Annotated in this window: 16 protein-coding genes and 1 tRNA gene; 13 read left to right on the top strand and 4 right to left on the bottom strand. The window is 46.3% G+C overall.

All coding sequences use genetic code 11. From position 1 onward, the window contains the following. Window positions 1–13 precede the first annotated feature (13 nt). Window positions 14–1,303: a diaminopimelate decarboxylase gene (locus tag ABCM67_RS05235; protein ID WP_059085911.1), complete on the top strand. Its 1,290-nt coding sequence runs from the start codon at window positions 14–16 to the stop codon at window positions 1,301–1,303. A 126-nt stretch (window positions 1,304–1,429) separates the two neighbouring features. Here the strand turns inward: ABCM67_RS05235 and ABCM67_RS05230 are convergent, their stop codons facing one another. Both ABCM67_RS05230 and ABCM67_RS05225 read right to left on the bottom strand, forming a co-directional pair. Further along, the gene (locus ABCM67_RS05230) at window positions 1,430–2,806 is read right to left on the bottom strand and encodes an MATE family efflux transporter (protein WP_147603529.1); all 1,377 of its coding nucleotides are present in this window, start codon (window positions 2,804–2,806) and stop codon (window positions 1,430–1,432) included. 77 nt (window positions 2,807–2,883) lie between these two features. Beyond that, a tRNA-Leu gene (locus tag ABCM67_RS05225) sits at window positions 2,884–2,965 on the bottom strand. A gap of 221 nt (window positions 2,966–3,186) precedes the next feature. On the opposite strand from ABCM67_RS05225, the gene ftsH reads away from it, so the two are divergent. Beyond that, window positions 3,187–5,052 (top strand): ATP-dependent zinc metalloprotease FtsH, encoded by a 1,866-nt coding sequence (gene ftsH / locus ABCM67_RS05220; protein WP_015525255.1) that lies wholly within the window; start codon window positions 3,187–3,189, stop codon window positions 5,050–5,052. A 278-nt stretch (window positions 5,053–5,330) separates the two neighbouring features. Here ftsH and ABCM67_RS05215 read toward each other — a convergent pair whose 3' ends face one another. Beyond that, window positions 5,331–6,200 carry a DegV family protein gene (locus tag ABCM67_RS05215; protein WP_147603528.1) on the bottom strand — a complete coding sequence of 290 codons (870 nt, stop codon included), beginning with the start codon at window positions 6,198–6,200 and terminating at the stop codon, window positions 5,331–5,333. Window positions 6,201–6,412: 212 nt separating this feature from the next. Between ABCM67_RS05215 and ABCM67_RS05210 the strand changes: the two genes are divergently transcribed. The 10 genes from ABCM67_RS05210 to ABCM67_RS05165 all read left to right on the top strand — a co-directional run bounded on the left by ABCM67_RS05210 (window position 6,413) and on the right by ABCM67_RS05165 (window position 17,150). Then, window positions 6,413–6,778, top strand: coding sequence for a zf-HC2 domain-containing protein (locus ABCM67_RS05210; protein ID WP_265190655.1), 366 nt, complete (start codon window positions 6,413–6,415; stop codon window positions 6,776–6,778). A gap of 2 nt (window positions 6,779–6,780) precedes the next feature. Further along, a complete protein-coding gene (polA, locus tag ABCM67_RS05205) occupies window positions 6,781–9,420 on the top strand; it encodes a DNA polymerase I (protein ID WP_118752669.1) in 2,640 nt (879 codons plus the stop codon). Further along, window positions 9,421–10,020: a dephospho-CoA kinase gene (gene coaE / locus ABCM67_RS05200; protein WP_015525251.1), complete on the top strand. Its 600-nt coding sequence runs from the start codon at window positions 9,421–9,423 to the stop codon at window positions 10,018–10,020. Continuing rightward, a complete protein-coding gene (locus ABCM67_RS05195; protein WP_022427103.1) occupies window positions 10,007–10,804 on the top strand; it encodes an MBL fold metallo-hydrolase in 798 nt (265 codons plus the stop codon). Before coaE ends, ABCM67_RS05195 begins: the two co-directional genes overlap by 14 nt. A gap of 13 nt (window positions 10,805–10,817) precedes the next feature. Next, on the top strand, window positions 10,818–11,090 hold the full coding sequence (locus ABCM67_RS05190) for an ACT domain-containing protein (RefSeq protein ID WP_015525249.1): 273 nt from the start codon (window positions 10,818–10,820) through the stop codon (window positions 11,088–11,090). Window positions 11,091–11,160: 70 nt separating this feature from the next. Beyond that, the gene (locus ABCM67_RS05185; RefSeq protein WP_147603527.1) at window positions 11,161–12,525 is read left to right on the top strand and encodes a PFL family protein; all 1,365 of its coding nucleotides are present in this window, start codon (window positions 11,161–11,163) and stop codon (window positions 12,523–12,525) included. A 441-nt stretch (window positions 12,526–12,966) separates the two neighbouring features. Then, window positions 12,967–13,995 carry an ABC transporter substrate-binding protein gene (locus ABCM67_RS05180; RefSeq protein ID WP_021652537.1) on the top strand — a complete coding sequence of 343 codons (1,029 nt, stop codon included), beginning with the start codon at window positions 12,967–12,969 and terminating at the stop codon, window positions 13,993–13,995. Window positions 13,996–14,067: 72 nt separating this feature from the next. Beyond that, window positions 14,068–14,979, top strand: a complete 912-nt coding sequence (locus ABCM67_RS05175; protein WP_059086899.1) for an ABC transporter permease — start codon at window positions 14,068–14,070, stop codon at window positions 14,977–14,979. A gap of 3 nt (window positions 14,980–14,982) precedes the next feature. Further along, on the top strand, window positions 14,983–15,771 hold the full coding sequence (locus ABCM67_RS05170; protein ID WP_015525247.1) for an ATP-binding cassette domain-containing protein: 789 nt from the start codon (window positions 14,983–14,985) through the stop codon (window positions 15,769–15,771). A gap of 218 nt (window positions 15,772–15,989) precedes the next feature. Continuing rightward, complete coding sequence (locus ABCM67_RS05165; RefSeq protein WP_015525246.1) at window positions 15,990–17,150, top strand: aminotransferase class I/II-fold pyridoxal phosphate-dependent enzyme; 1,161 nt, start codon at window positions 15,990–15,992, stop codon at window positions 17,148–17,150. Window positions 17,151–17,225: 75 nt separating this feature from the next. Here ABCM67_RS05165 and ABCM67_RS05160 read toward each other — a convergent pair whose 3' ends face one another. Then, window positions 17,226–18,500, bottom strand: a complete 1,275-nt coding sequence (locus tag ABCM67_RS05160) for a nucleotidyltransferase family protein (RefSeq protein ID WP_147603526.1) — start codon at window positions 18,498–18,500, stop codon at window positions 17,226–17,228. A 428-nt stretch (window positions 18,501–18,928) separates the two neighbouring features. Between ABCM67_RS05160 and pta the strand changes: the two genes are divergently transcribed. Next, window positions 18,929–19,936: a phosphate acetyltransferase gene (gene pta, locus ABCM67_RS05155; RefSeq protein ID WP_015525244.1), complete on the top strand. Its 1,008-nt coding sequence runs from the start codon at window positions 18,929–18,931 to the stop codon at window positions 19,934–19,936.

Here is a 19,936-nt window from a genome sequence, read left to right as displayed (position 1 = left end):
AGATGCAGTTATTATGAAAAAAGAACCATTTGTGACACTTGAGAAACTCAACGAAATTACTGAAAAGTTTCCGACACCCTTCCATCTCTATGATGAGAAGGGAATCCGTGAGAATGCAAAAGCCCTGAAAGAGGCCTTTGCATGGAACAAAGGATTCAAGGAATTTTTTGCGGTAAAGGCAACACCGAATCCATATCTGATCAATATTCTGCAGGAGTATGGCTGTGGCTGCGACTGCTCCTCAGAAACAGAGCTTATGATGGCCAAGGCAGTAGGTTGCAAAAAGGGCGATATCATGTTTTCTTCCAATGACACACCGGAGAAAGAGTTCAGATATGCAGATGAGATCGGTGGGATCATCAACCTTGATGACATTACACATATTGAGAGCGTAGAGAAAGCTCTCGGAAAAATCCCGGAAGTGATCAGCTGCCGTTACAATCCAGGTGGAGTATTTAAGATCAGTAACGGTATCATGGATAATCCCGGAGATGCAAAATACGGAATGACTACCGAGCAGATCTTTGACGCATTCCGTATCCTGAAATCCAAAGGTGCCAAAGAGTTCGGAATCCATGCATTCCTTGCAAGCAACACAGTGACCAATGATTATTATCCAATGCTTGCAAAGGTTATGTTTGAGCTTGCCGTGAAGCTTCAGAAGGAGACAGGTGCACACATTAAATTCATCAACCTTTCCGGTGGTATCGGAATTCCTTATAAACCGGATCAGGAGCCAAATGATATCCGTGTGATCGGTGAGGGTGTCCGCAAGGTTTATGAAGAAGTACTTGTTCCGGAAGGAATGGGTGATGTTGCGATCTATACAGAGCTTGGCCGTTTCATGATGGGACCGTATGGCTGCCTTGTCACAAAAGCAATCCATGAGAAGCATACACATAAAGAGTATATCGGCGTAGATGCCTGTGCAGTAAATCTGATGCGTCCGGCTATGTATGGTGCTTATCATCACATTACGGTTATGGGTAAGGAGAACGAGCCGTGCGATCATAAATATGATGTGACAGGTTCCCTCTGTGAGAATAATGATAAATTTGCCATTGACCGTATGCTTCCGAAAATCGACAAGGGAGATCTTCTTGTGATCCATGATACAGGTGCTCATGGTTTTGCAATGGGTTATAACTACAATGGTAAACTGAAATCTGCAGAGATCCTTCTTCATGAGGACGGCAGCTTTGAGATGATCCGTCGTGCCGAGACACCGAGAGATTATTTTGCAACCTTTGACTGCTTCCCTGTTTTTGAGAAACTTCTTCAGGATGAAGACGAACTGAAATAAAATAGCGGAAATATATAAAAACAGCCCTCTATGCATCTTGGTAATGATGCATAGAGGGCTGTTTTATGTTTAAGTATCTGGTAGGCATAAGATCGCGAGCAGGGCGGAAGGTGGTCAAATGCAGGGTTACTGCTTCCGGCTGCCGGAGATTTCTGCCAGGGCTTTTCTAAACTCAAAGAAAAACAGGATGGCAGTAAATGTAACGGCCAAGATATCCGCAACCGGCTCGGCCATATAAACTGCATTTGTCCGGTCAGCACGGAAAATATTGGGCAGGATATAGATCAGCGGGATGACCAGAATAAATTTCCGGACAATAGCCACAATGATGGAATCTTTGGCTCTGCCAAGGGAGATAAAGGTCATCTGGCAGGCAATCTGGATACCAAAGATAAACACAACTGCCATATAGATCCGGAGCGCTGTTTTTGTGAAAGCAAGTAATGTACTGTCCGAAGTAAACATTCCGGCAAAGATCTGCGGGAAGATCATAATGATCAGCCACAGGATCACGGAATAAGAAACACTTGTTTTTATAAGAAGCTTAAATGTAGAACGTACACGTTTTTCGTTACGTGCACCATAGTTGTAGCTGATGATAGGCTGTGCACCCTGACCAAGTCCCTGAAGAGGAAGCATGGCAAACTGCATGACGCTGGTAAGGATAGTCATGGCTCCTACTGCAACATCCCCGCCGTATTTTAAGAGTGAGGAGTTGTAGCAGACAGAGATAACGCTTTCACTGAGCTGCATGACAAAGAGAGAAGAGCCAAGAGCCATACAGGGCAGAATGATATCGGCTTTCAGTTTCATGGTGCTTTTCCGAAGCTTCAGGAAGGTCTTTTTTCCAAAGAGGAAGGAGAGGACCCAGGTGCAGGAAAATGCCTGGGAGATCACTGTTGCCAGAGCAGCGCCCCGGACACCCATGTGGAATCCAAAAATAAAAACCGGATCCAGAATAATGTTGGAAATCGCACCGATCAATACGGAGAGCATTCCGGTTTTTGCGAATCCCTGGGCTGTGATGAAATTATTCATGCCAAGAGTCAGCTGTACAAAGATAGTTCCTACTGCATAGATATTCATGTAACCCACCGCATAGTCGATGGTGTTTGCACTGGCGCCGAATGCAAGGAGAAGGCTGCGGTTTCCGAGAAACAGGATAACAGTCAGGATCAGGGAGATGATGATCTGCATGGTGAAGCAGTTTCCGAGAGTCTGTTCGGCTTTCGACGTGTCATTTTTACCCATAAAGATGCTGGCTCTGGGAGCGCCTCCGTTTCCGACAAGAGCAGCGAAGGCAGATACGACCATAATAAGCGGCATACATACACCTACACCGGTAAGGGCAAGAGCACCCTCTCCGGGAATATGACCAATATAGATACGATCGACGATATTGTAGAGCATATTGATGAGCTGTGCGGCAACGGTAGGAAGTGCAAGCTGCAGAAGAAGCTTTCCGACAGACTCGGTTCCTAAAAAGCTTTTGTCTTTTTCCATTTTTTTATTCCTTTCGTGTTTTTTGATAGTATATAATAAAGACCTGACAGATTTCTCCGTCAGGTCTTTTATGCGAATGCCGCTGGCCGGACTCGAACCGGCACGGATCGCTCCGCTTGATTTTGAGTCAAGTGCGTCTGCCAATTCCGCCACAGCGGCATAACCATTTATTATAATAGCACAGTATCAGGTGGCTTGCAAGGATTTTTTCAGAATAAAGGTATTATTTGGAAATATTTTTAATTCTAAAAAGTTTATGAAATCGGATGAGGCATCCTTGAAATTGACTGAAAAAAGTGGTAGAGTGTACTACAAGGCTGTACCACTTGATATAGCACTGTGGATATAGCAATATACTATAAGATAACGGAGGAGACTGCATGAATCTGAATTCAAAAAAACCAGAGAAGCGGCCGCTGTATGTATATTACATTATTGCGGTCGTAATTATTGTTTTGCTGAATGTTTTTGCTCTTCCTGCTCTTTCTGAGAGAAGTGTAAAAGAGACCGATTACACCACCTTCCTGAAAGCTGTAGACAGAGGAAAAGTATATGAAGCAACTATTAATTCTGATTATATCTATTATACGATGAAGGTAGATGGAAATGATGTCTATTGTAAGACGGTATCTGTAGAGGATCAGGATCTTGTATCCCATCTTTACGATGCGGGCGTAAGTATAGAGGGTACTGCACCGCAGAGACAGTCCCTGCTTTTATCTCTGATCCTGGGATATGTACTCCCGATCGCAATTTTTATTCTCCTGGGACGCTGGCTCAGCAAGAAGATGATGAGTTCCATGGGAAACGGAGGACCGGGAGGAATGATGTCCTTTGGCAAAAGCAATGCCAAGGTTTATGTGAAATCCTCTACGGGAATCAAATTTTCAGATGTTGCCGGTGAGGATGAAGCCAAGGAGCTTTTGACGGAAATTGTAGATTTCCTTCATAATCCGGAGAAATACAGAGAGATCGGTGCTTCCATGCCGAAGGGTGCCCTTCTTGTAGGCCCTCCCGGAACCGGTAAAACTCTTCTTGCCAAGGCAGTTGCCGGTGAGGCGGAGGTTCCGTTTTTCTCAATTTCCGGTTCGGAATTTGTGGAGATGTTTGTGGGTATGGGTGCTGCCAAGGTCCGTGATCTTTTTAAACAGGCCAATGAGAAGGCACCATGTATCGTATTTATTGATGAGATCGATACGATCGGCAAGAAACGTGACGGCTCCGGAATGGGCGGCGGAAACGATGAGCGTGAGCAGACACTGAACCAGCTTTTGACAGAGATGGACGGTTTTGACGGTTCCAAGGGTGTTGTGATCCTGGCAGCTACCAACCGACCGGATTCCCTTGACCCTGCACTTCTTCGTCCGGGACGTTTTGACAGAAGGATCCCGGTTGAGCTTCCGGATCTTCAGGGGCGTGAGGAAATCCTGAAGGTTCATGCCAAGAAGATCAAAATTGCGGATACAGTCCGGTTTGATGAAATTGCCAAGGCGGCAGTCGGTGCCTCCGGTGCGGAGCTTGCCAATATTGTCAACGAGGCAGCTCTCCGTGCAGTCCGCGACGGACGGAAATTTGCCACACAGGCGGATTTTGAAGAAAGCATCGAAGTTGTTATTGCCGGATATCAGAAAAAGAACCGTGTACTTTCCAATAAGGAAAAGCTGATCGTTTCCTATCATGAGGTTGGTCATGCACTGGTTGCTGCCAAGCAGACAGATTCTGCACCGGTCCATAAGATCACGATCATTCCACGTACCTCCGGTGCACTGGGATATACCATGCAGGTAGATGAGCAGGAACATTTCCTGATGACTAAGGAAGAACTGGAGAATAAGATCGCTACATTTACAGGCGGCCGTGCAGCGGAAGAGCTGATCTTCCATTCCATTACTACCGGTGCCTCCAATGATATTGAGCAGGCGACCAAGATTGCCAGAGCGATGATCAGCAGGTATGGTATGAGTGATGATTTTGACATGGTTGCCATGGAAAATGTAAGCAATCAGTATCTTGGCGGAGATGCAAGTCTAACCTGTTCCTTTGAGACGCAGACGCTTTTGGACAAGAAGGTTGTGGAGCTTGTAAGACGGGAGCATGAAAAGGCTACGAAGATCCTGACAGATAATATCGGAAAGCTCCATGAGATTGCCAAGTATCTGTATGAGCATGAGACGATCACCGGTGAGGAGTTTATGAAGATCTTGAATGAAGCGCCGGTGGAGATTGAGAATACACAGGAAAATTAAATATGTTGGCGGGAGGGACGCCGAAGGGAATACTTCTGTATGGTCTTCGGCTTCCGTTGGGCGTTAGTTCTAAGACCCTGAAAATCTGCTAAAACCATTAAAAAAAGTTCGGAACTCGCGGCTTGTTGCCGCTCAGACAGCCGAACTTTTTTTAATAACGCAGATTTAACGCAGATTTTTAGAACCTAAGGACTAGCAGCCCTCATCCAGAGACAGAGCCATACAGAAGTATTCCCTCCGGCTGTGCTCTGGCCATGTGGATTGCTTCTGACTAGTCTTTACCATATTTCCGGGTGTACCTTGGAACAGGTGAGTGCCAGACTTCCGGGGCCGATGTGGCAGGAAACGCTCAGGGAGAGAGGGAAGATGTTGACTTCACCGATATTCGGAAAGGTGGTGAGGACTTCTTTTCGGAATTCTTCGGCTGCTTCCAGGTTGTGGGAGTGGATGACATCCAGGTTGATCTTTTCTCCAAAGCGGTCTGCAATGTCATCTTTGATGGCTTTAGTCATAGTGCTTTTTGCCTGGGTCATGGTGCGGGCCTTGGAGAAGGCGTCCAGCTTTTCGCCCTGGATCTGCAGAACCGGTTTCAGACGGAGCATGGTTCCGAGGGCTGCAGCTGCAGGAGTGATGCGGCCGCCCTGTTTCAGGTACTTCAGAGTAGCTACAGTGATATAGATGCTGGAGTCGAAGCGGTTTTTTTCCAGCCAGGTTCCGATCTCATCGGCAGAGAGACCGTTTTTAGCCTGCTGGATAGCCTCGATGGCAGAGTAACGTAAGGTCCCGGAGATCCTCTGGTTGTTTACGACACGTACACGGCCATCATAGTCTTCTGCAAGCATGCGGGCAGTCTGCATGGAGCTGGAGAGACCGCTGGACATGGGGATATGTACGATCTCGTCGTAGTCTTTGAGCAGCTTGTCCCAGAGGGTAGTGACGGATTCCGGTGTAGGCTGAGATGTGGAAACTCTGCAGCTTGGATTTTGTTCAAGATGCTGAAAGAACTCTGATTGGTTCATGTCAATGTCTTCCAGATATTCCTTATCATCTATAAAAAACGGCATTGGAAGCATGTAGATGCCAAGGGCTTTTACTTGAGCGGGAGACATGCCGCAGTTACTGTCTGTAACGATTGCTATAGATTTCATAATGGTGATCCTCCTTGCCTGGATTTTCATATTTGGTCAGTTTTTCTGTTTTCTGACCGGGATATCTCAAGTATACCACAGGAAACCGCCCTTGTCATTCAACGTTTAATTCGCTATAATGATATAACATTCTGGGAAATATTTCCCCAGTCTGGGGCAAATTGTGAAGCGGGATCTCAGAAGAGGCTTATCATATGGGAGGATCCGCTGCTTTGAAAGAGAGGGAAAATATGAATTGTCGTATTGCAGAGGGAATGGTTAATAAATATATCGATCATACGTTGCCGTTGAATGATCTGGAGGATTTTCTGGAGCATATTGAGAAGTGTTCCTCCTGCTACGATGAGCTTGCCACATATTTCATTGTACATAAGGCCATGCAGCAGCTGGATGAGAAACAGGAAGATACTGTTCTGGATTTTAAGGAGCTTCTGGAAGAGGATATCCGAAAATCCAGAAGGTATATCCGAAAAAAGAAATTTCACAGAGCGATCGCTGCAGTGGCAGTCTGCGTTCTGATCGCGGCACTGGTGGTCTTTCTTGTTTTTGTGATCCTGGAACTGAAGGAGGGAATTTGATTTTGAGTGAAAAAATATTACTGATCGATGGTCACAGCATCCTGAACCGTGCGTTTTATGGTCTGCCGGATCTTACCAATGCAGAAGGATGCCATACAGGAGCGGTATATGGATTTCTGAATATTATGTTCAGGATCATGGAGGAAGAGAAGCCGGAGTATCTTACCGTTGCATTTGATCTGAGTGCACCTACGTTCCGGCATAAGAGATATGAAGCTTATAAAGGTACCCGAAAACCCATGCCGGAGGAGCTTCGGGAACAGGTTCCGCTGATCAAGGAGATGCTTTCTGCCATGGGAATCAACATCATGTCCCTGGAAGGCTATGAAGCAGATGATCTTCTTGGTACGGTCGCCAGAAGAAGTGAAGCAAAGGGTATGGATGTTACCATTCTTTCCGGAGACCGTGATCTTCTTCAGCTTGCCACAGATAAGGTGCTGATCCGGCTTCCGAAGACTGTCCGGGGAAAGACAACCATTGAAAATTACCATACAGCGGAAGTTCTTGAGAAATATCAGGTAACGCCGCCGCAGATCATAGAACTGAAAGCGCTGATGGGCGACAGCTCCGATAATATTCCGGGAATCCCGGGCGTTGGAGAGAAAACCGCGACCAAGATGATCGTGCAGTTCGGTTCCATTGAGAATGCTCATGAGCATCTGGAAGAAGTAAAGCCTAATAAGGCGAAAGAATCTCTTCGTGAGCATTATGATCTGGCACAGCTTTCCAAAGAGCTTGCAACCATCAACACAGATAGTCCGCTGGAATTTTCCTACGAAAAAGCGAAAGTGGAAAATCCCTATACTCCGGAGGCATATGAATTGTGTAAACGCCTGGAATTTAAGAACATGCTGAACCGTTTTGATCCGGCTACGACAGCAGATTCCTCCATGGAACTGGAATTTTTTACCTGTAATGATCTTTCCGGTGTGGAGGCACTGTTTGAAAAAGCAGCGCAGAAAGATCAGGTGGGTATTTCTGTTCTTGCAGATCCGGATCAGGTGTATACCGTGGGATTGGTCCTGGATGAAAAAGAAATCTATCAGATTCCGGTGGGAGGACTTCTCACAGGGGATTACCTTTGCGGAAAACTGAAAACTCTGGCGGACAGTACGGTGCTCTGTGCTATGGATATTAAATCAGTTCTCAAACATGTTTCCCTTGATGATCCGAAGAAGGTTTTTGATGCGGGGGTTGCTGCATATCTTCTGAACCCGCTGAAATCTTCCTATTCCCATGATGATATCGCCAGAGAATATCTGGATGGTATGATGCTCCCCTCAAAGGAAGACCTTCTTGGAAAGACTTCTCTGAAAAAGGCCTGGGAAGAGGAACTGGAATGCCTTGGAAATTATGCCTGCTATCAGGCGTTTGTGCCCTGCATGGCCCGAAAGGTTCTTCTTGAAAAACTGGATGAAACAGGCATGCGTAAGGTTTATGATGAGATCGAGCTTCCTCTTGTCTTTACCCTGGACTCCATGGAAAAATGGGGGATTTCCGTTAAGGGTGAAGAGCTTAAAAGCTATGGTGAAAAACTTAAAGTCCGTATCCAGGAGCTGGAAAAAACCATCTGGCAGGAAGCAGGGGAGGAGTTTAATATCAATTCCCCGAAACAGCTGGGTGTGATCCTTTTTGAAAAGCTGGGACTTCCAGGTGGAAAGAAGACCAAGACCGGCTATTCCACAGCGGCGGATATCCTGGATAAGCTGGCGCCGGATCATGCCATCGTAAAAGATATCCTGGAGTACCGCCAGCTGACCAAGCTGAAATCCACTTATGCAGATGGTCTCGGAAATGTGATCGGAGAAGATGGAAGGATCCACTCTACTTTTAATCAGACGATCACAGCAACCGGTCGTATCAGCAGCACAGATCCGAATCTTCAGAACATACCGGTCCGCATGGAGCTGGGAAGGCTGATCCGTAAGGTTTTTGTGCCGGAAGAGGGATTTGTATTTCTGGATGCTGATTATTCCCAGATCGAGCTTCGTGTGCTGGCACATATGTCCGGTGATGAAAAACTGATCCAGGCTTATCGTGAGGCGGAGGATATCCACCGGCTCACCGCATCCCAGGTGTTTCATGTGCCGCTGGATGAAGTGACATCTCTTCAGCGAAGAAATGCCAAGGCGGTAAATTTTGGAATCGTTTATGGGATCAGTTCCTTTGGACTGAGCCAGGATCTGAGTATTACCAGAAAAGAGGCATCTGCCTATATTGAGAAATATTTCGAGACCTATCCGAAGATCAAGGGCTTTCTGGACGGTCTGGTAAAGGATGGCAAGGAACACGGTTATGTGACAACTATGTTCGGCAGACGAAGGCCCGTGCCGGAGCTGAGATCCAGTAATTTCATGCAGCGCTCCTTCGGAGAACGTGTAGCCATGAACTCTCCTATCCAGGGTACTGCAGCAGATATCATCAAAATAGCCATGAACCATGTTTATGAACGAATGAAAAAAGAGGGACTGCGTTCAAGACTGGTGCTGCAGGTTCACGATGAGCTTCTGATCGAGACAAAGAAAGAAGAGATCGAGGAAGTTTCCCGTATTCTGGAAGAAGAGATGAAGGGAGCGGCAGACCTTGCAGTGGAACTTGACGTAGATATGCACCAGGGTGACAGCTGGTATGAGGCGAAATAAATGAGAGTGATCGGAGTAACCGGCGGAGTAGGGGCCGGAAAAAGTACAGTACTTGGAATCCTGGAAGAAGATTTCCAGGCATATGTGATCCAGGCAGACCAGCTTGGCCACATTCTGATGGAACCGGGGGAAGAATGTTACGATGCGGTGATCGCATTGTTTGGAAAAGAAATCATAAAAAAAGATAAAACTATTGACCGGAGACGGATTTCTGATGTAGTATTCACAGATAAGGATATGCTTTTGAAATTAAACGGGATCATCCATCCGGCTGTAAAGCAGAGAATTCTGGATCTTCTTGGAGAACAAAAGGAAGCTGGAAGAGAGATCTGTGTTGTGGAAGCTGCTCTTTTTCTGGAAGAGAATTATCAGGAATTCTGTGATGAAGTCTGGTATGTGTATACAGAGGAGGAAATCCGGATCCGTCGTCTGATGGAAAGCCGTGGCTATTCCAGAGAGAAATCTCTTGGCATTATCCGAAACCAGGTATCTGACCAGGTTTTCAGAGAACATACGGATTATGTGATCGAGAATAATGGAGATCTGAAGGGTACCCGGAGACAGATCAGAGAAGGGATAGAGAGAAATGAGACTTTGTAGTATTGCCAGCGGAAGCAGCGGCAACTGTATTTATGTGGGATCTGAGGAGGCACATGTTCTGGTAGATGTGGGGATCAGCGGGAAGAGTATCGAAAAAGGCCTGAATTCCCTGGATCTTACAGGGAAAGATGTGGACGGAATCCTGATCACACATGAACATTCCGACCATATCAAGGGACTGGGAGTGATTTCCAGAAAATACGGAATTCCCATCTATACCACAGGTGGAACAGCAGATGCCATGCTTCGTATGAAATCCCTTGGAAAAATGCCGGAGGGACTGATCCACGAGATCCGGGAGGATGAGCCTTTTGAGATCAAGGACCTGACGGTAAATCCTTTTACCATTCCCCATGATGCTGCACAGCCGGTGGGTTACCGCCTGGAATGTGGAGAGCATTCTGTGGGCATTGCCACGGACCTTGGAAAATATAATGATTACATTGTAAAAAATCTGGAGAATCTGGATGCGGTGCTTTTGGAAGCAAATCATGACATCCGCATGCTTCAGGTTGGAAAATACCCTTATTATCTCAAACAGAGGATTCTGGGAGACCGTGGACATCTCTCCAATGAGAATGCAGGACGTCTGCTCTGTCGGATCCTCCATGATAATTTGAAGGCGGTTTTTCTTGGCCATTTAAGCAGAGAAAACAACTATGAAGAACTTGCCTACGAGACTGTGTGCTCGGAGGTGACACTTGGTGACAACCCGTACCGTTCCAGGGATTTTAAGATCCAGGTAGCGAAGAGGGATCACATATCAGAAATAATCACAGTGTAGAAAGGAAAAAACGATGAAGAAGACAATTATCACAGTAGTAGGAAATGACACAGTAGGAATTATTGCAAAGGTTTGTACATATCTTGCAGAGAATCAGGTTAATATTCTGGATATTTCTCAGACCATCGTTCAGGGTTACTTCAACATGATGATGATCGCAGACACAGCAAAATGTGAAAAGGATGGCGGTGAACTTGCAAAAGAGCTTGAAAATCTGGGTAAGGAGATCGGTGTTGTGATCCACTGCCAGCATGAAGATATTTTTAACATGATGCATCGAGTATGATCAAGCAGCGAATGCGGATTGCCAATGCATATGATATCTACTTTACATCAATCATCAGGGAGAAAATAAAATGATCAATATTTTTGAGGTAAACGAGACAAATAAAATGATCGAGCAGGAGAATCTGGATGTGCGTACCATCACCATGGGGATCAGCCTTCTGGACTGTATCGATCCTGACCTGGATGCACTGAATCAGAAAATATACGAAAAGATCACCACAAAGGCCAGAAATCTGGTAGCTACCGGTGATGAGATCGCAACCGAGTACGGTATCCCGGTTGTAAATAAACGAATTTCCGTAACACCCATTGCTCTGGTTGGCGGGGCTGCATGTAAGAAACCGGAGGATTTTGTGACCATCGCAAGAACGCTGGATAAATGTGCCAAGGAAGTTGGCGTTAACTTTATCGGCGGATATTCTGCACTGGTAAGCAAAGGAATGACTCCGGCAGAGGAGCTTCTTATCCGCTCCATTCCTCAGGCAATGGCAGAAACAGAGCGCGTCTGCAGTTCTGTAAACGTTGGTTCCACCAAGACCGGTATCAACATGGATGCCGTAAAGCTGATGGGCGAGATCATCCTCGCAACAGCAGAGGCTACTAAGGACCAGGATTCTCTTGGATGTGCCAAGCTGGTAGTATTCTGTAACGCACCGGATGATAACCCGTTTATGGCAGGCGCGTTCCACGGTGTCACAGAGGCGGACTGCATCATCAACGTAGGTGTCAGTGGCCCTGGCGTTGTAAAGAAAGCTCTGGAGCAGGTTCGTGGCGAGGACTTCGGAACTCTCTGCGAGATGATCAAACGTACCGCATTCAAAGTTACACGAGTTGGACAGCTGGTTGCACGTGAGGCATCCAAGCGTCTTGACGTGCCGTTTGGTATTGTGGATCTTTCTCTTGCACCGACACCGGCTATCGGTGATTCCGTAGCTGAGATCCTGGAAGAGATCGGCCTTGAGAGAGCCGGTGCACCTGGAACAACTGCAGCGCTTGCACTTCTCAACGACCAGGTGAAGAAAGGCGGCGTTATGGCAGCAGCTGCTGTGGGCGGATTAAGTGGTGCCTTTATTCCTGTCAGCGAGGATCAGGGAATGATCGATGCGGTAAACGAGGGAGCTCTTACTCTGGAGAAGCTGGAAGCCATGACCTGTGTATGCTCTGTTGGTCTGGACATGATCGCAGTTCCGGGAGATACCAGGGCGACTACACTGGCAGGTATCATTGCAGATGAGTCTGCTATCGGCATGGTAAATCAGAAGACAACTGCAGTACGTCTCATCCCGGTTATCGGTAAGGGTGTGGGCGAAACGGTTGAGTTCGGAGGTCTTCTTGGCTATGCTCCGATCATGCCTGTAAATTCCTTCTCCTGTGATGCATTTGTACAGAGAGGTGGAAGGATCCCGGCACCGATCCACAGCTTTAAGAATTAATTTTATTTTTGGACTTGACAGACTCACGTTGATGTGCTAAAGTAAACACAACTTAAAAAACAAACCAGTGAGAAAGAGAAGTAAACATTTCAGGAAGCTTCACAGAGAGCGGTGATGGTGGAAATCCGCAGGGGACCAGATGTTGAATGGACTTTCGAGGGCGGCCCGAACTATTTATCTGTACAGTAGGCGCCGACGGGAACCGAACCCGTTACCAATGAGGAGTGTATGTTAGTACACCGGAAAGTGGACGATTCGTCAATTTGAGTGGTACCGCGATAATAAAGAACTTTTATTACCGTCTCAAGCATGATATAAGCTTGGGACGGTTTTTGTGTTACAGGAAAAGCGATTCTGTCGCATGAAAGTTGTTCCGGAAAAGCAGACCGCAAGGTGTACAAAAGGTAATCATAAGCGGAAATAAGAAGGGAGAACAAAACCATGAAAAAAAGAATGTTAGTGATCGCAGCAGCAGTAGCAGCAACAACTATGATGATGACAAGCCCGGTTATGGCGGAAGATTTTAAAGTGGGCATCTGCAATTATGTAGATGATGCTTCCCTGAACCAGATCGTAGACAATATCCAGTCCCGTCTGGAGGAGCTTGGCAAAGAAAAGGGTGTCACATTTGATGTGTCTTATGATAACTGTAATGCAGATGCCAGTGTTATGGAACAGATCATTTCAGATTTTCAGGCGGATAAGGTTGACCTGATGGTTGGTGTGGCTACACCAGTAGCAATGCGTATGCAGTCCGCTACAGAGGGAAGCGATACACCGGTTGTTTTCTCCGCAGTATCTGATCCGGTTGGCTCCGGTCTTGTAGATTCTCTGGATGCTCCTGGTGCAAATATCACAGGAACCAGCGATTACCTGGATACTTCTTCTATCATGAAGCTGATCCAGGCACAGAATCCGGATGTAAAGAAGATCGGTCTTCTCTATGATGTAGGACAGGATTCCTCCACAACAGCGATCCAGGAAGCAAAAGATTATCTGGATAAAGAGGGAATCGAATATGTAGAGCGTACCGGGACCACTACCGATGAAGTCCAGCTCGCAGCAGATGCACTGATCGCTGACGGTGTGGATGCCGTATTTACACCTACGGACAACACCATCATGACAGCAGAACTTTCTATTTATGAAAAATTCATCGACGCAGGAATCCCGCACTACACAGGTGCCGACTCCTTTGCATTAAATGGTGCCTTTGTAGGATATGGTGTTGATTATGCAAATCTGGGACAGAAAACAGCCGATATGATCGCTGACATCCTGATAGATAATGCGGATCCGTCTAAGACAGCTGTTGAAACCTTTGACAATGGTACTGCAACAGTTAATACAGAAACCTGCAAGGCACTTGGACTTGATTTCGATACCGTAAAGAAGGCATTTGAGCCTCTCTGCACACAGGTAAATGAGATCACAACTGCAGAAAGCTTTGATGAAGTAGAATCAAAATAAATTAACCGCTCACTTTTGTGAGCAGTTATGAAATAAATCCAATTGGAGGAAATCACTGTGACGATTGCAACTATGCTCTCCCTCGGGGAGACTGCCCTGAAGCTTGGACTGATCTGTTCTCTGACAGTTCTTGCTTTGTTCCTTAGTTATTCCATGCTGAATGTCTGCGACCTTTCTACAGATGGCTGCTTTACCTTCGGGGCCGCTGTAGGAGCCGTAGTTGCTGTAAGCGGACATCCGTTTCTGTCCATTGCGGCAGCCATGGCAGCAGGTGTTACATCAGGATTTGTAACGGCTATCCTGCAGACGAAGCTGGGAGTAGACAGCCTGCTTGCAGGTATCATTGTAAATACGGCGTTATATTCCGTAAATATCGCAGTTATGGGAGGCTCATCCCTGATCAATATGAATCGGACGACCACAGTATTTACCATGATGAAGGATGCGCTTGCAGGTACACCGTTAAAAGGCAGGGAAGATATCCTCATTGCAGCCATCGCAGTGATCCTCGTGATCGTATTTCTGGTGTTCTTTCTGAAAACAAGACTTGGCCTTGCGATCCGGGCAACCGGAAATAATTCTGATATGGTAAAATCTTCCTCCATCAATCCGGTCTTTACAACGGTGATCGGCCTTTGCGTGGCAAATGCATTTACCGCACTTTCCGGATGTCTTCTGTCTCAGTCACAGAAATCCGTAGATATCAACATCGGTCAGGGTATGGTCACCATCGCACTGGCCTCTCTGCTGATCGGAGGCACACTCCTTGGTCGTGGTGGAATTTTTGTAAGAGCAGCAGGAATGGTGCTTGGTTCCTTTATTTTCCGTCTTGTATATACCATTGCACTTCGTTTCAACATGCCGGCATTTATGCTGAAACTGGTATCTTCTGTGATCGTTGTTCTTGCAATTTCCGGTCCATATCTTAAGAAACAGTGGCCGCAGATCCGAAGAAGAATGACTCATGCAAAAGGGGGAAGATGATCTATGTTAAAAATCAGCCATATTTCAAAAACATTTAATCCGGGAACCGTAAACGAAAAAAAGGCGATCACAGATCTTTCCCTGGAACTGAAAAAAGGCGACTTTGCTACGATCATCGGTTCCAATGGTGCAGGAAAATCAACACTTTTTAATGCGATCTGCGGTGATTTTCTTACAGATGCCGGTTCAATCGAGCTGGATGGCAGGGATATCACATTTATGCCGCAGCATGCACGCGCAAAAGAGATCGGACGTCTTTATCAGGATCCGATGCGTGGTACTGCACCGGGAATGACGATCGAAGAGAATCTTGCACTTGCAGCCGGCAAGGGTGGGTGGCTTTCCCGCACGACCCGGCAGGAAAAAGAGCGTTTTCGTGAGGAATTAAAGAAGCTGGACATTGGGCTGGAAGAGCGGATGAGCCATCCGGTAGGTCTTCTTTCTGGTGGACAGAGACAGGCGCTGACGCTTTTGATGGCAACCATGAATCCGCCGAAATTACTTCTTCTGGACGAGCATACTGCAGCCCTTGATCCGGGAACTGCTGAGAAAGTCCTTAATCTCACCAGACGGATCGTGGAAGAAAATCAGCTGACCTGTCTGATGATCACACACAATATGCAGTCAGCAATTGATCTTGGTAACCGTATCCTGATGATGGACTCCGGCAATATCGTGCTGGATATCGGAGGGGAAGAGAAGAAGGATATGACCGTGGATGGCCTTCTTGAGAAATTTAAAACGGGAGTGGGCAAGGCTTTGGATAATGACCGTATTCTTTTGTCTGAATAAACGGAATAAATAATGAAGAACCGTTACCGATCATGTGTAAAGTGGAAAATGAATAGCTGCTTTACACAGGTGATGGTTCTTTTTTTATGAAAATTCTTGAGTATGTCACGTTACCGTGATAAAATAAATGAAATCACTTTGTGATTTCATTTATGAGCAAGTAGCGAAGCGGATTGCGAATATCCGTTTGATTTTATTATGGAAGAGGGACGAATGATATGCAGTTTTCAAAAAGACTGGACCGATTTGGAGATGAAATTTTTGCTGCTCTGAACAACCGGCGTATGGAGCTGGAAGCACAGGGCATGAAGATCTATAACATGAGTGTGGGAACTCCGGATTTCAAGACTCCGGAATATATCAAGAAAGCTGTAGCGGAAGCAGCTATGGATGACAACAACTGGAAATACAGTCTCCGTGATCTGCCGGAGCTTCTGGATGCAGTCTGTATTTATTATAAGAAACGTTTTGATGTGGAACTGACACCGGACATGGTAATGACTGTTTATGGAAGCCAGGAAGGAATGGGGCATCTTGGCATGGCGCTTTGTGATGAGGGAGATACAGTACTTCTTCCGGATCCGTGCTATCCTGTATTTGCAGCAGGAAGTCTGATGGCAGGAGCAGTTCCTTACTATTATCCGCTGGTTGCAGAACATGATTTTCTTCCCTATGTAAAGGGAATTCCGGAAGAAATAGCGAATAAGGCTAAATATATGGTAGTATCCCTGCCGTCCAACCCGGTAGGAAGCATTGCCACTCCGGGACTTTACGAAGAAATCGTGGAATTTGCGAAAAAATATGATATTCTGATCATTCATGATAATGCGTACAGCGATATTATTTTTGACGGGGCATTTGGAGGAAGTTTTTTGGCCACTCCGGGAGCGAAAGATATTGGAGTGGAATTTTTCAGTCTTTCCAAATCCTTCAATGTTACAGGCGCAAGACTTAGCTTTCTGGTAGGCCGGCCGGATGTGATCGCAGCGCTCCGCAAATTGAGAAGCCAGATCGACTTCGGCATGTTCCTGCCGCTTCAGAAAGCAGCTATTGCAGCACTTCAGGGACCGCTGGACAGCGTAAAAGAACAGTGTCAGAAGTACCAGGAGAGAAGAGATGCTCTCTGCCAGGGACTTCGTGATATCGGATGGGAACTTCCAAATGGAAAAGGCACCATGTTTGTCTGGGCGAAGATTCCGGGTGGCCGCACCGACAGCATGGCATTCTGTATGGAACTGATGGAAAAGGCCGGCGTCATCGTGACTCCGGGAGCAAGCTTTGGTCCCCATGGAGAGGGCTACGTACGTTTCGCCCTGGTACTTCCGCCGGAGAAGATCCGGGAAGCAGTGGAAGCGATCCGAAAAAGCGGATTAAACTGAATAACTGAAAGTTGTTCAAAATCCGATCTCAAGCCATGAAAAGATTACTTATCAGCGTTCAAGCCGCTGTGGATCTTAAATGATCCGCAGCGGTTTTTTCATCTCGTGGATGAAAGGCTGACCTGTTTTGTGGCAGAGAAGCATTTCGTAAAGATTGGAAGCCGCACAGGTTTCATTAAAAAGTCGAAGCGCAGTTTCATCGAGGATCGCAGATGCATCGGCGGCTTTGGTGATCAACGGGATCGAGGAGTTTTTCTTGATCTGGCTGAGAAGCGGAGCACTGTTTTTTTGAAAGCCAAGTACCCGGGCATAGGGAATGTGTCCGGGTGCTTTTGTTTTTTGGTCAAGAAAGATCCGGACAAGGCTGCGGCAGATAGCAGAACGGGTAATATCCCGTGTTTTCAAAAGATCCGCAAACTGGGAAAAACCTTCATATTGATTTCGGGATTTCAGGATACGCCGGATCAGTGCATCCGAAAGCTCCGGATACATTTTTAAAGTTTCTTCGGATTCCTGAAGCAGTTTGTAATGCAGAGGAAGATCCAGTGCTGAGTCAGAAAGCCATGCTCCTTTTTTGAGAGAATCCAGGAATCCGGGAAGGGAAGCAGAAGGGATCAACCGGGAAAGATTAGCAGACTGCACAGTTCCTTCGGATTTTTTCATAAGGCTCCGGATGCCGGAAGCAGAGGGAAATTCTTCGTCAGAAAGAAGAGAAAAATCCGTATCATGATAACCACATCCCTTTCTTAAAAGTGCATGAGGAAGGATACGGCTGTTAAGACGGAGAAGCGCTTTGCAGTATTCGATTCCCAGGATGTTATTGGGAGAAGAAAGAATGAGTTCAATATGTTCTGATGAAACGCCGAATGTGTTATGCACGGAAGTGGCTTTTTCTCGCATGTAACGGATCAAAGCACTGCTTCTTGCAGCAGGAAAACTCATTCCGGTACGAAGATTCTGCTGAAGGAGTTTGCGGTATTCAAACGGTTCCTTTATAAGAATCTGTGCAATATTCATAAGAGTCTCTGTATCTCCGCATTCACTTCCGAAACATAGCTCATCTACAACACCAAGCCCGTCAAGAAGGCTTACGCCACCTGCGGCAAATCCTTCCGCACTGGCCGTTGCTGTCTGTACCGGCATTTCCAGGATCAGATCGGCGCCTCCGAGAAGAGCCATCTCAGCCCGGAGATGTTTTTCCATAAGGGCAGGAGCCCCTCTTTGGACAAAATCCCCGCTCATGGCGACCACAATATAATCAGCACCAAGGATCTCCCGGGCATAGCGGATCTGGTATTCGTGACCTTTGTGAAATGGGTTATATTCTGCAATGATTCCAACAACTTTCATATAAAAAAGTACCTGCCGTTTCTGAAAATTCAAATCTTGAAATAAGTTCTTATATTATAATAATGGTGCTATTTTAACATAAGCAATGTAAAAAGTTAAGAGGCATTCGAAATCTGTTTTGCTGCCATAAACCCGAATGCTGCTGTCCGCTCTGGGCCCGGCAACACCCTTTGTGAGATACAGAAATCACGCAAATTTATAATTATGCGCCGAAATCCTCGGGCCATCTGTGATCTTTATCCACAAAAAACACATCGCAGAACATTGTCGGTAAACAGTAACAATTGCACTTCAAAAAATACGCAGTATAGCCATTTTCTGACAATGAAACGCTTGAAAAGAAAAGTGTAAGGGGGTATAATAAACATAGTGTAGTGCCCGAACAGACACTAGCGTTTTTGTTACATCAAGAAAGGAGCCATTTAATCATGGGATTTGTTGAACTGCTTAAAAAAAGAGCAAAAGAAAGCGTAAAAACAATTGTACTGCCAGAGACAGAGGATATGAGAACTCTTGAGGCAACTGACAAGATTCTGAAAGAGGGAGTTGCAAAGATCATCCTCATCGGTAATGAGGAAGAGATCAACAAGAAAGCTGCAGAGGGCGGCTTTGATATTTCCGGTGCACAGATCGTAGATCCGGAGAAATCTGACAGAACTCAGGCATATATTGATAAATTTGTAGAGCTGAGAGCAAAGAAGGGAATGACACCTGAGAAAGCGAAAGAGATCCTTCATACTCAGTACCCATACTATGGCGTAATGATGGTTAAGATGGGGGATGCAGACGGTATGGTATCCGGTGCATGCCATTCTACAGCAGATACACTTCGTCCATGCCTTCAGATCCTGAAGACAAAACCGGGAACCAAGCTTGTATCCGCATTCTTCCTGATCGTTGTTCCGGATTGCGAGTATGGTGCAAACGGTGCATTCGTATTTGCTGATTCCGGTCTGAACCAGAACCCGACTCCGGATGAGCTTTCTGCGATCGCAGCATCTTCTGCTGAGTCCTTTAAGCTTCTTGTTCAGGAGGAGCCGATCGTAGCTATGCTTTCCCACTCCACTAAGGGAAGTGCAAAGCATCCTGACGTAGATAAAGTCGTAGAGGCTACAAGAATTGCCAAAGAGGAGCATCCGGAGCTTAAACTTGACGGAGAGTTCCAGCTTGATGCAGCTATCGTTCCAAGCGTAGGCGCATCCAAAGCACCGGGAAGCGAAGTAGCAGGTAAAGCTAACGTACTGGTATTCCCTGACCTTGATGCAGGTAACATCGGATACAAGCTTGCTCAGCGTCTTGGTAAAGCAGAAGCATACGGACCTGTTACACAGGGTATCGCAAAACCTGTAAACGACCTGTCTCGCGGATGCTCTGCAGATGATATCGTAGGTGTTGTAGCGATCACAGCAGTACAGTGCCAGGCAGAGGATAAATAA

Origin of the sequence: Blautia sp. 2227st1_G12_2227SCRN_220401 (assembly GCF_039062885.1) — a bacterium.
GTDB classification, from domain to species: domain Bacteria; phylum Bacillota; class Clostridia; order Lachnospirales; family Lachnospiraceae; genus Blautia_A; species Blautia_A fusiformis.
Note: the sequence above shows the minus strand (reverse complement) of the source record. Positions and strands in the feature narration are given on the sequence as shown.

Bases quoted from the DNA above. Each gene is read 5' to 3' on its own strand.
- ABCM67_RS05185 (WP_147603527.1), top strand. From the start codon at position 11,161: ATGATCAATATTTTTGAGGTAAACGAGACAAATAAAATGATCGAGCAG.
- ABCM67_RS05160 (WP_147603526.1), bottom strand. From the start codon at position 18,500: ATGAAAGTTGTTGGAATCATTGCAGAATATAACCCATTTCACAAAGGT.
- ABCM67_RS05235 (WP_059085911.1), top strand. From the start codon at position 14: ATGAAAAAAGAACCATTTGTGACACTTGAGAAACTCAACGAAATTACT.
- ABCM67_RS05190 (WP_015525249.1), top strand. From the start codon at position 10,818: ATGAAGAAGACAATTATCACAGTAGTAGGAAATGACACAGTAGGAATT.
- ABCM67_RS05180 (WP_021652537.1), top strand. From the start codon at position 12,967: ATGAAAAAAAGAATGTTAGTGATCGCAGCAGCAGTAGCAGCAACAACT.
- coaE (WP_015525251.1), top strand. From the start codon at position 9,421: ATGAGAGTGATCGGAGTAACCGGCGGAGTAGGGGCCGGAAAAAGTACA.
- ABCM67_RS05165 (WP_015525246.1), top strand. From the start codon at position 15,990: ATGCAGTTTTCAAAAAGACTGGACCGATTTGGAGATGAAATTTTTGCT.
- ABCM67_RS05215 (WP_147603528.1), bottom strand. From the start codon at position 6,200: ATGAAATCTATAGCAATCGTTACAGACAGTAACTGCGGCATGTCTCCC.
- ABCM67_RS05195 (WP_022427103.1), top strand. From the start codon at position 10,007: ATGAGACTTTGTAGTATTGCCAGCGGAAGCAGCGGCAACTGTATTTAT.
- ABCM67_RS05230 (WP_147603529.1), bottom strand. From the start codon at position 2,806: ATGGAAAAAGACAAAAGCTTTTTAGGAACCGAGTCTGTCGGAAAGCTT.
- pta (WP_015525244.1), top strand. From the start codon at position 18,929: ATGGGATTTGTTGAACTGCTTAAAAAAAGAGCAAAAGAAAGCGTAAAA.
- ftsH (WP_015525255.1), top strand. From the start codon at position 3,187: ATGAATCTGAATTCAAAAAAACCAGAGAAGCGGCCGCTGTATGTATAT.
- ABCM67_RS05175 (WP_059086899.1), top strand. From the start codon at position 14,068: ATGCTCTCCCTCGGGGAGACTGCCCTGAAGCTTGGACTGATCTGTTCT.
- ABCM67_RS05170 (WP_015525247.1), top strand. From the start codon at position 14,983: ATGTTAAAAATCAGCCATATTTCAAAAACATTTAATCCGGGAACCGTA.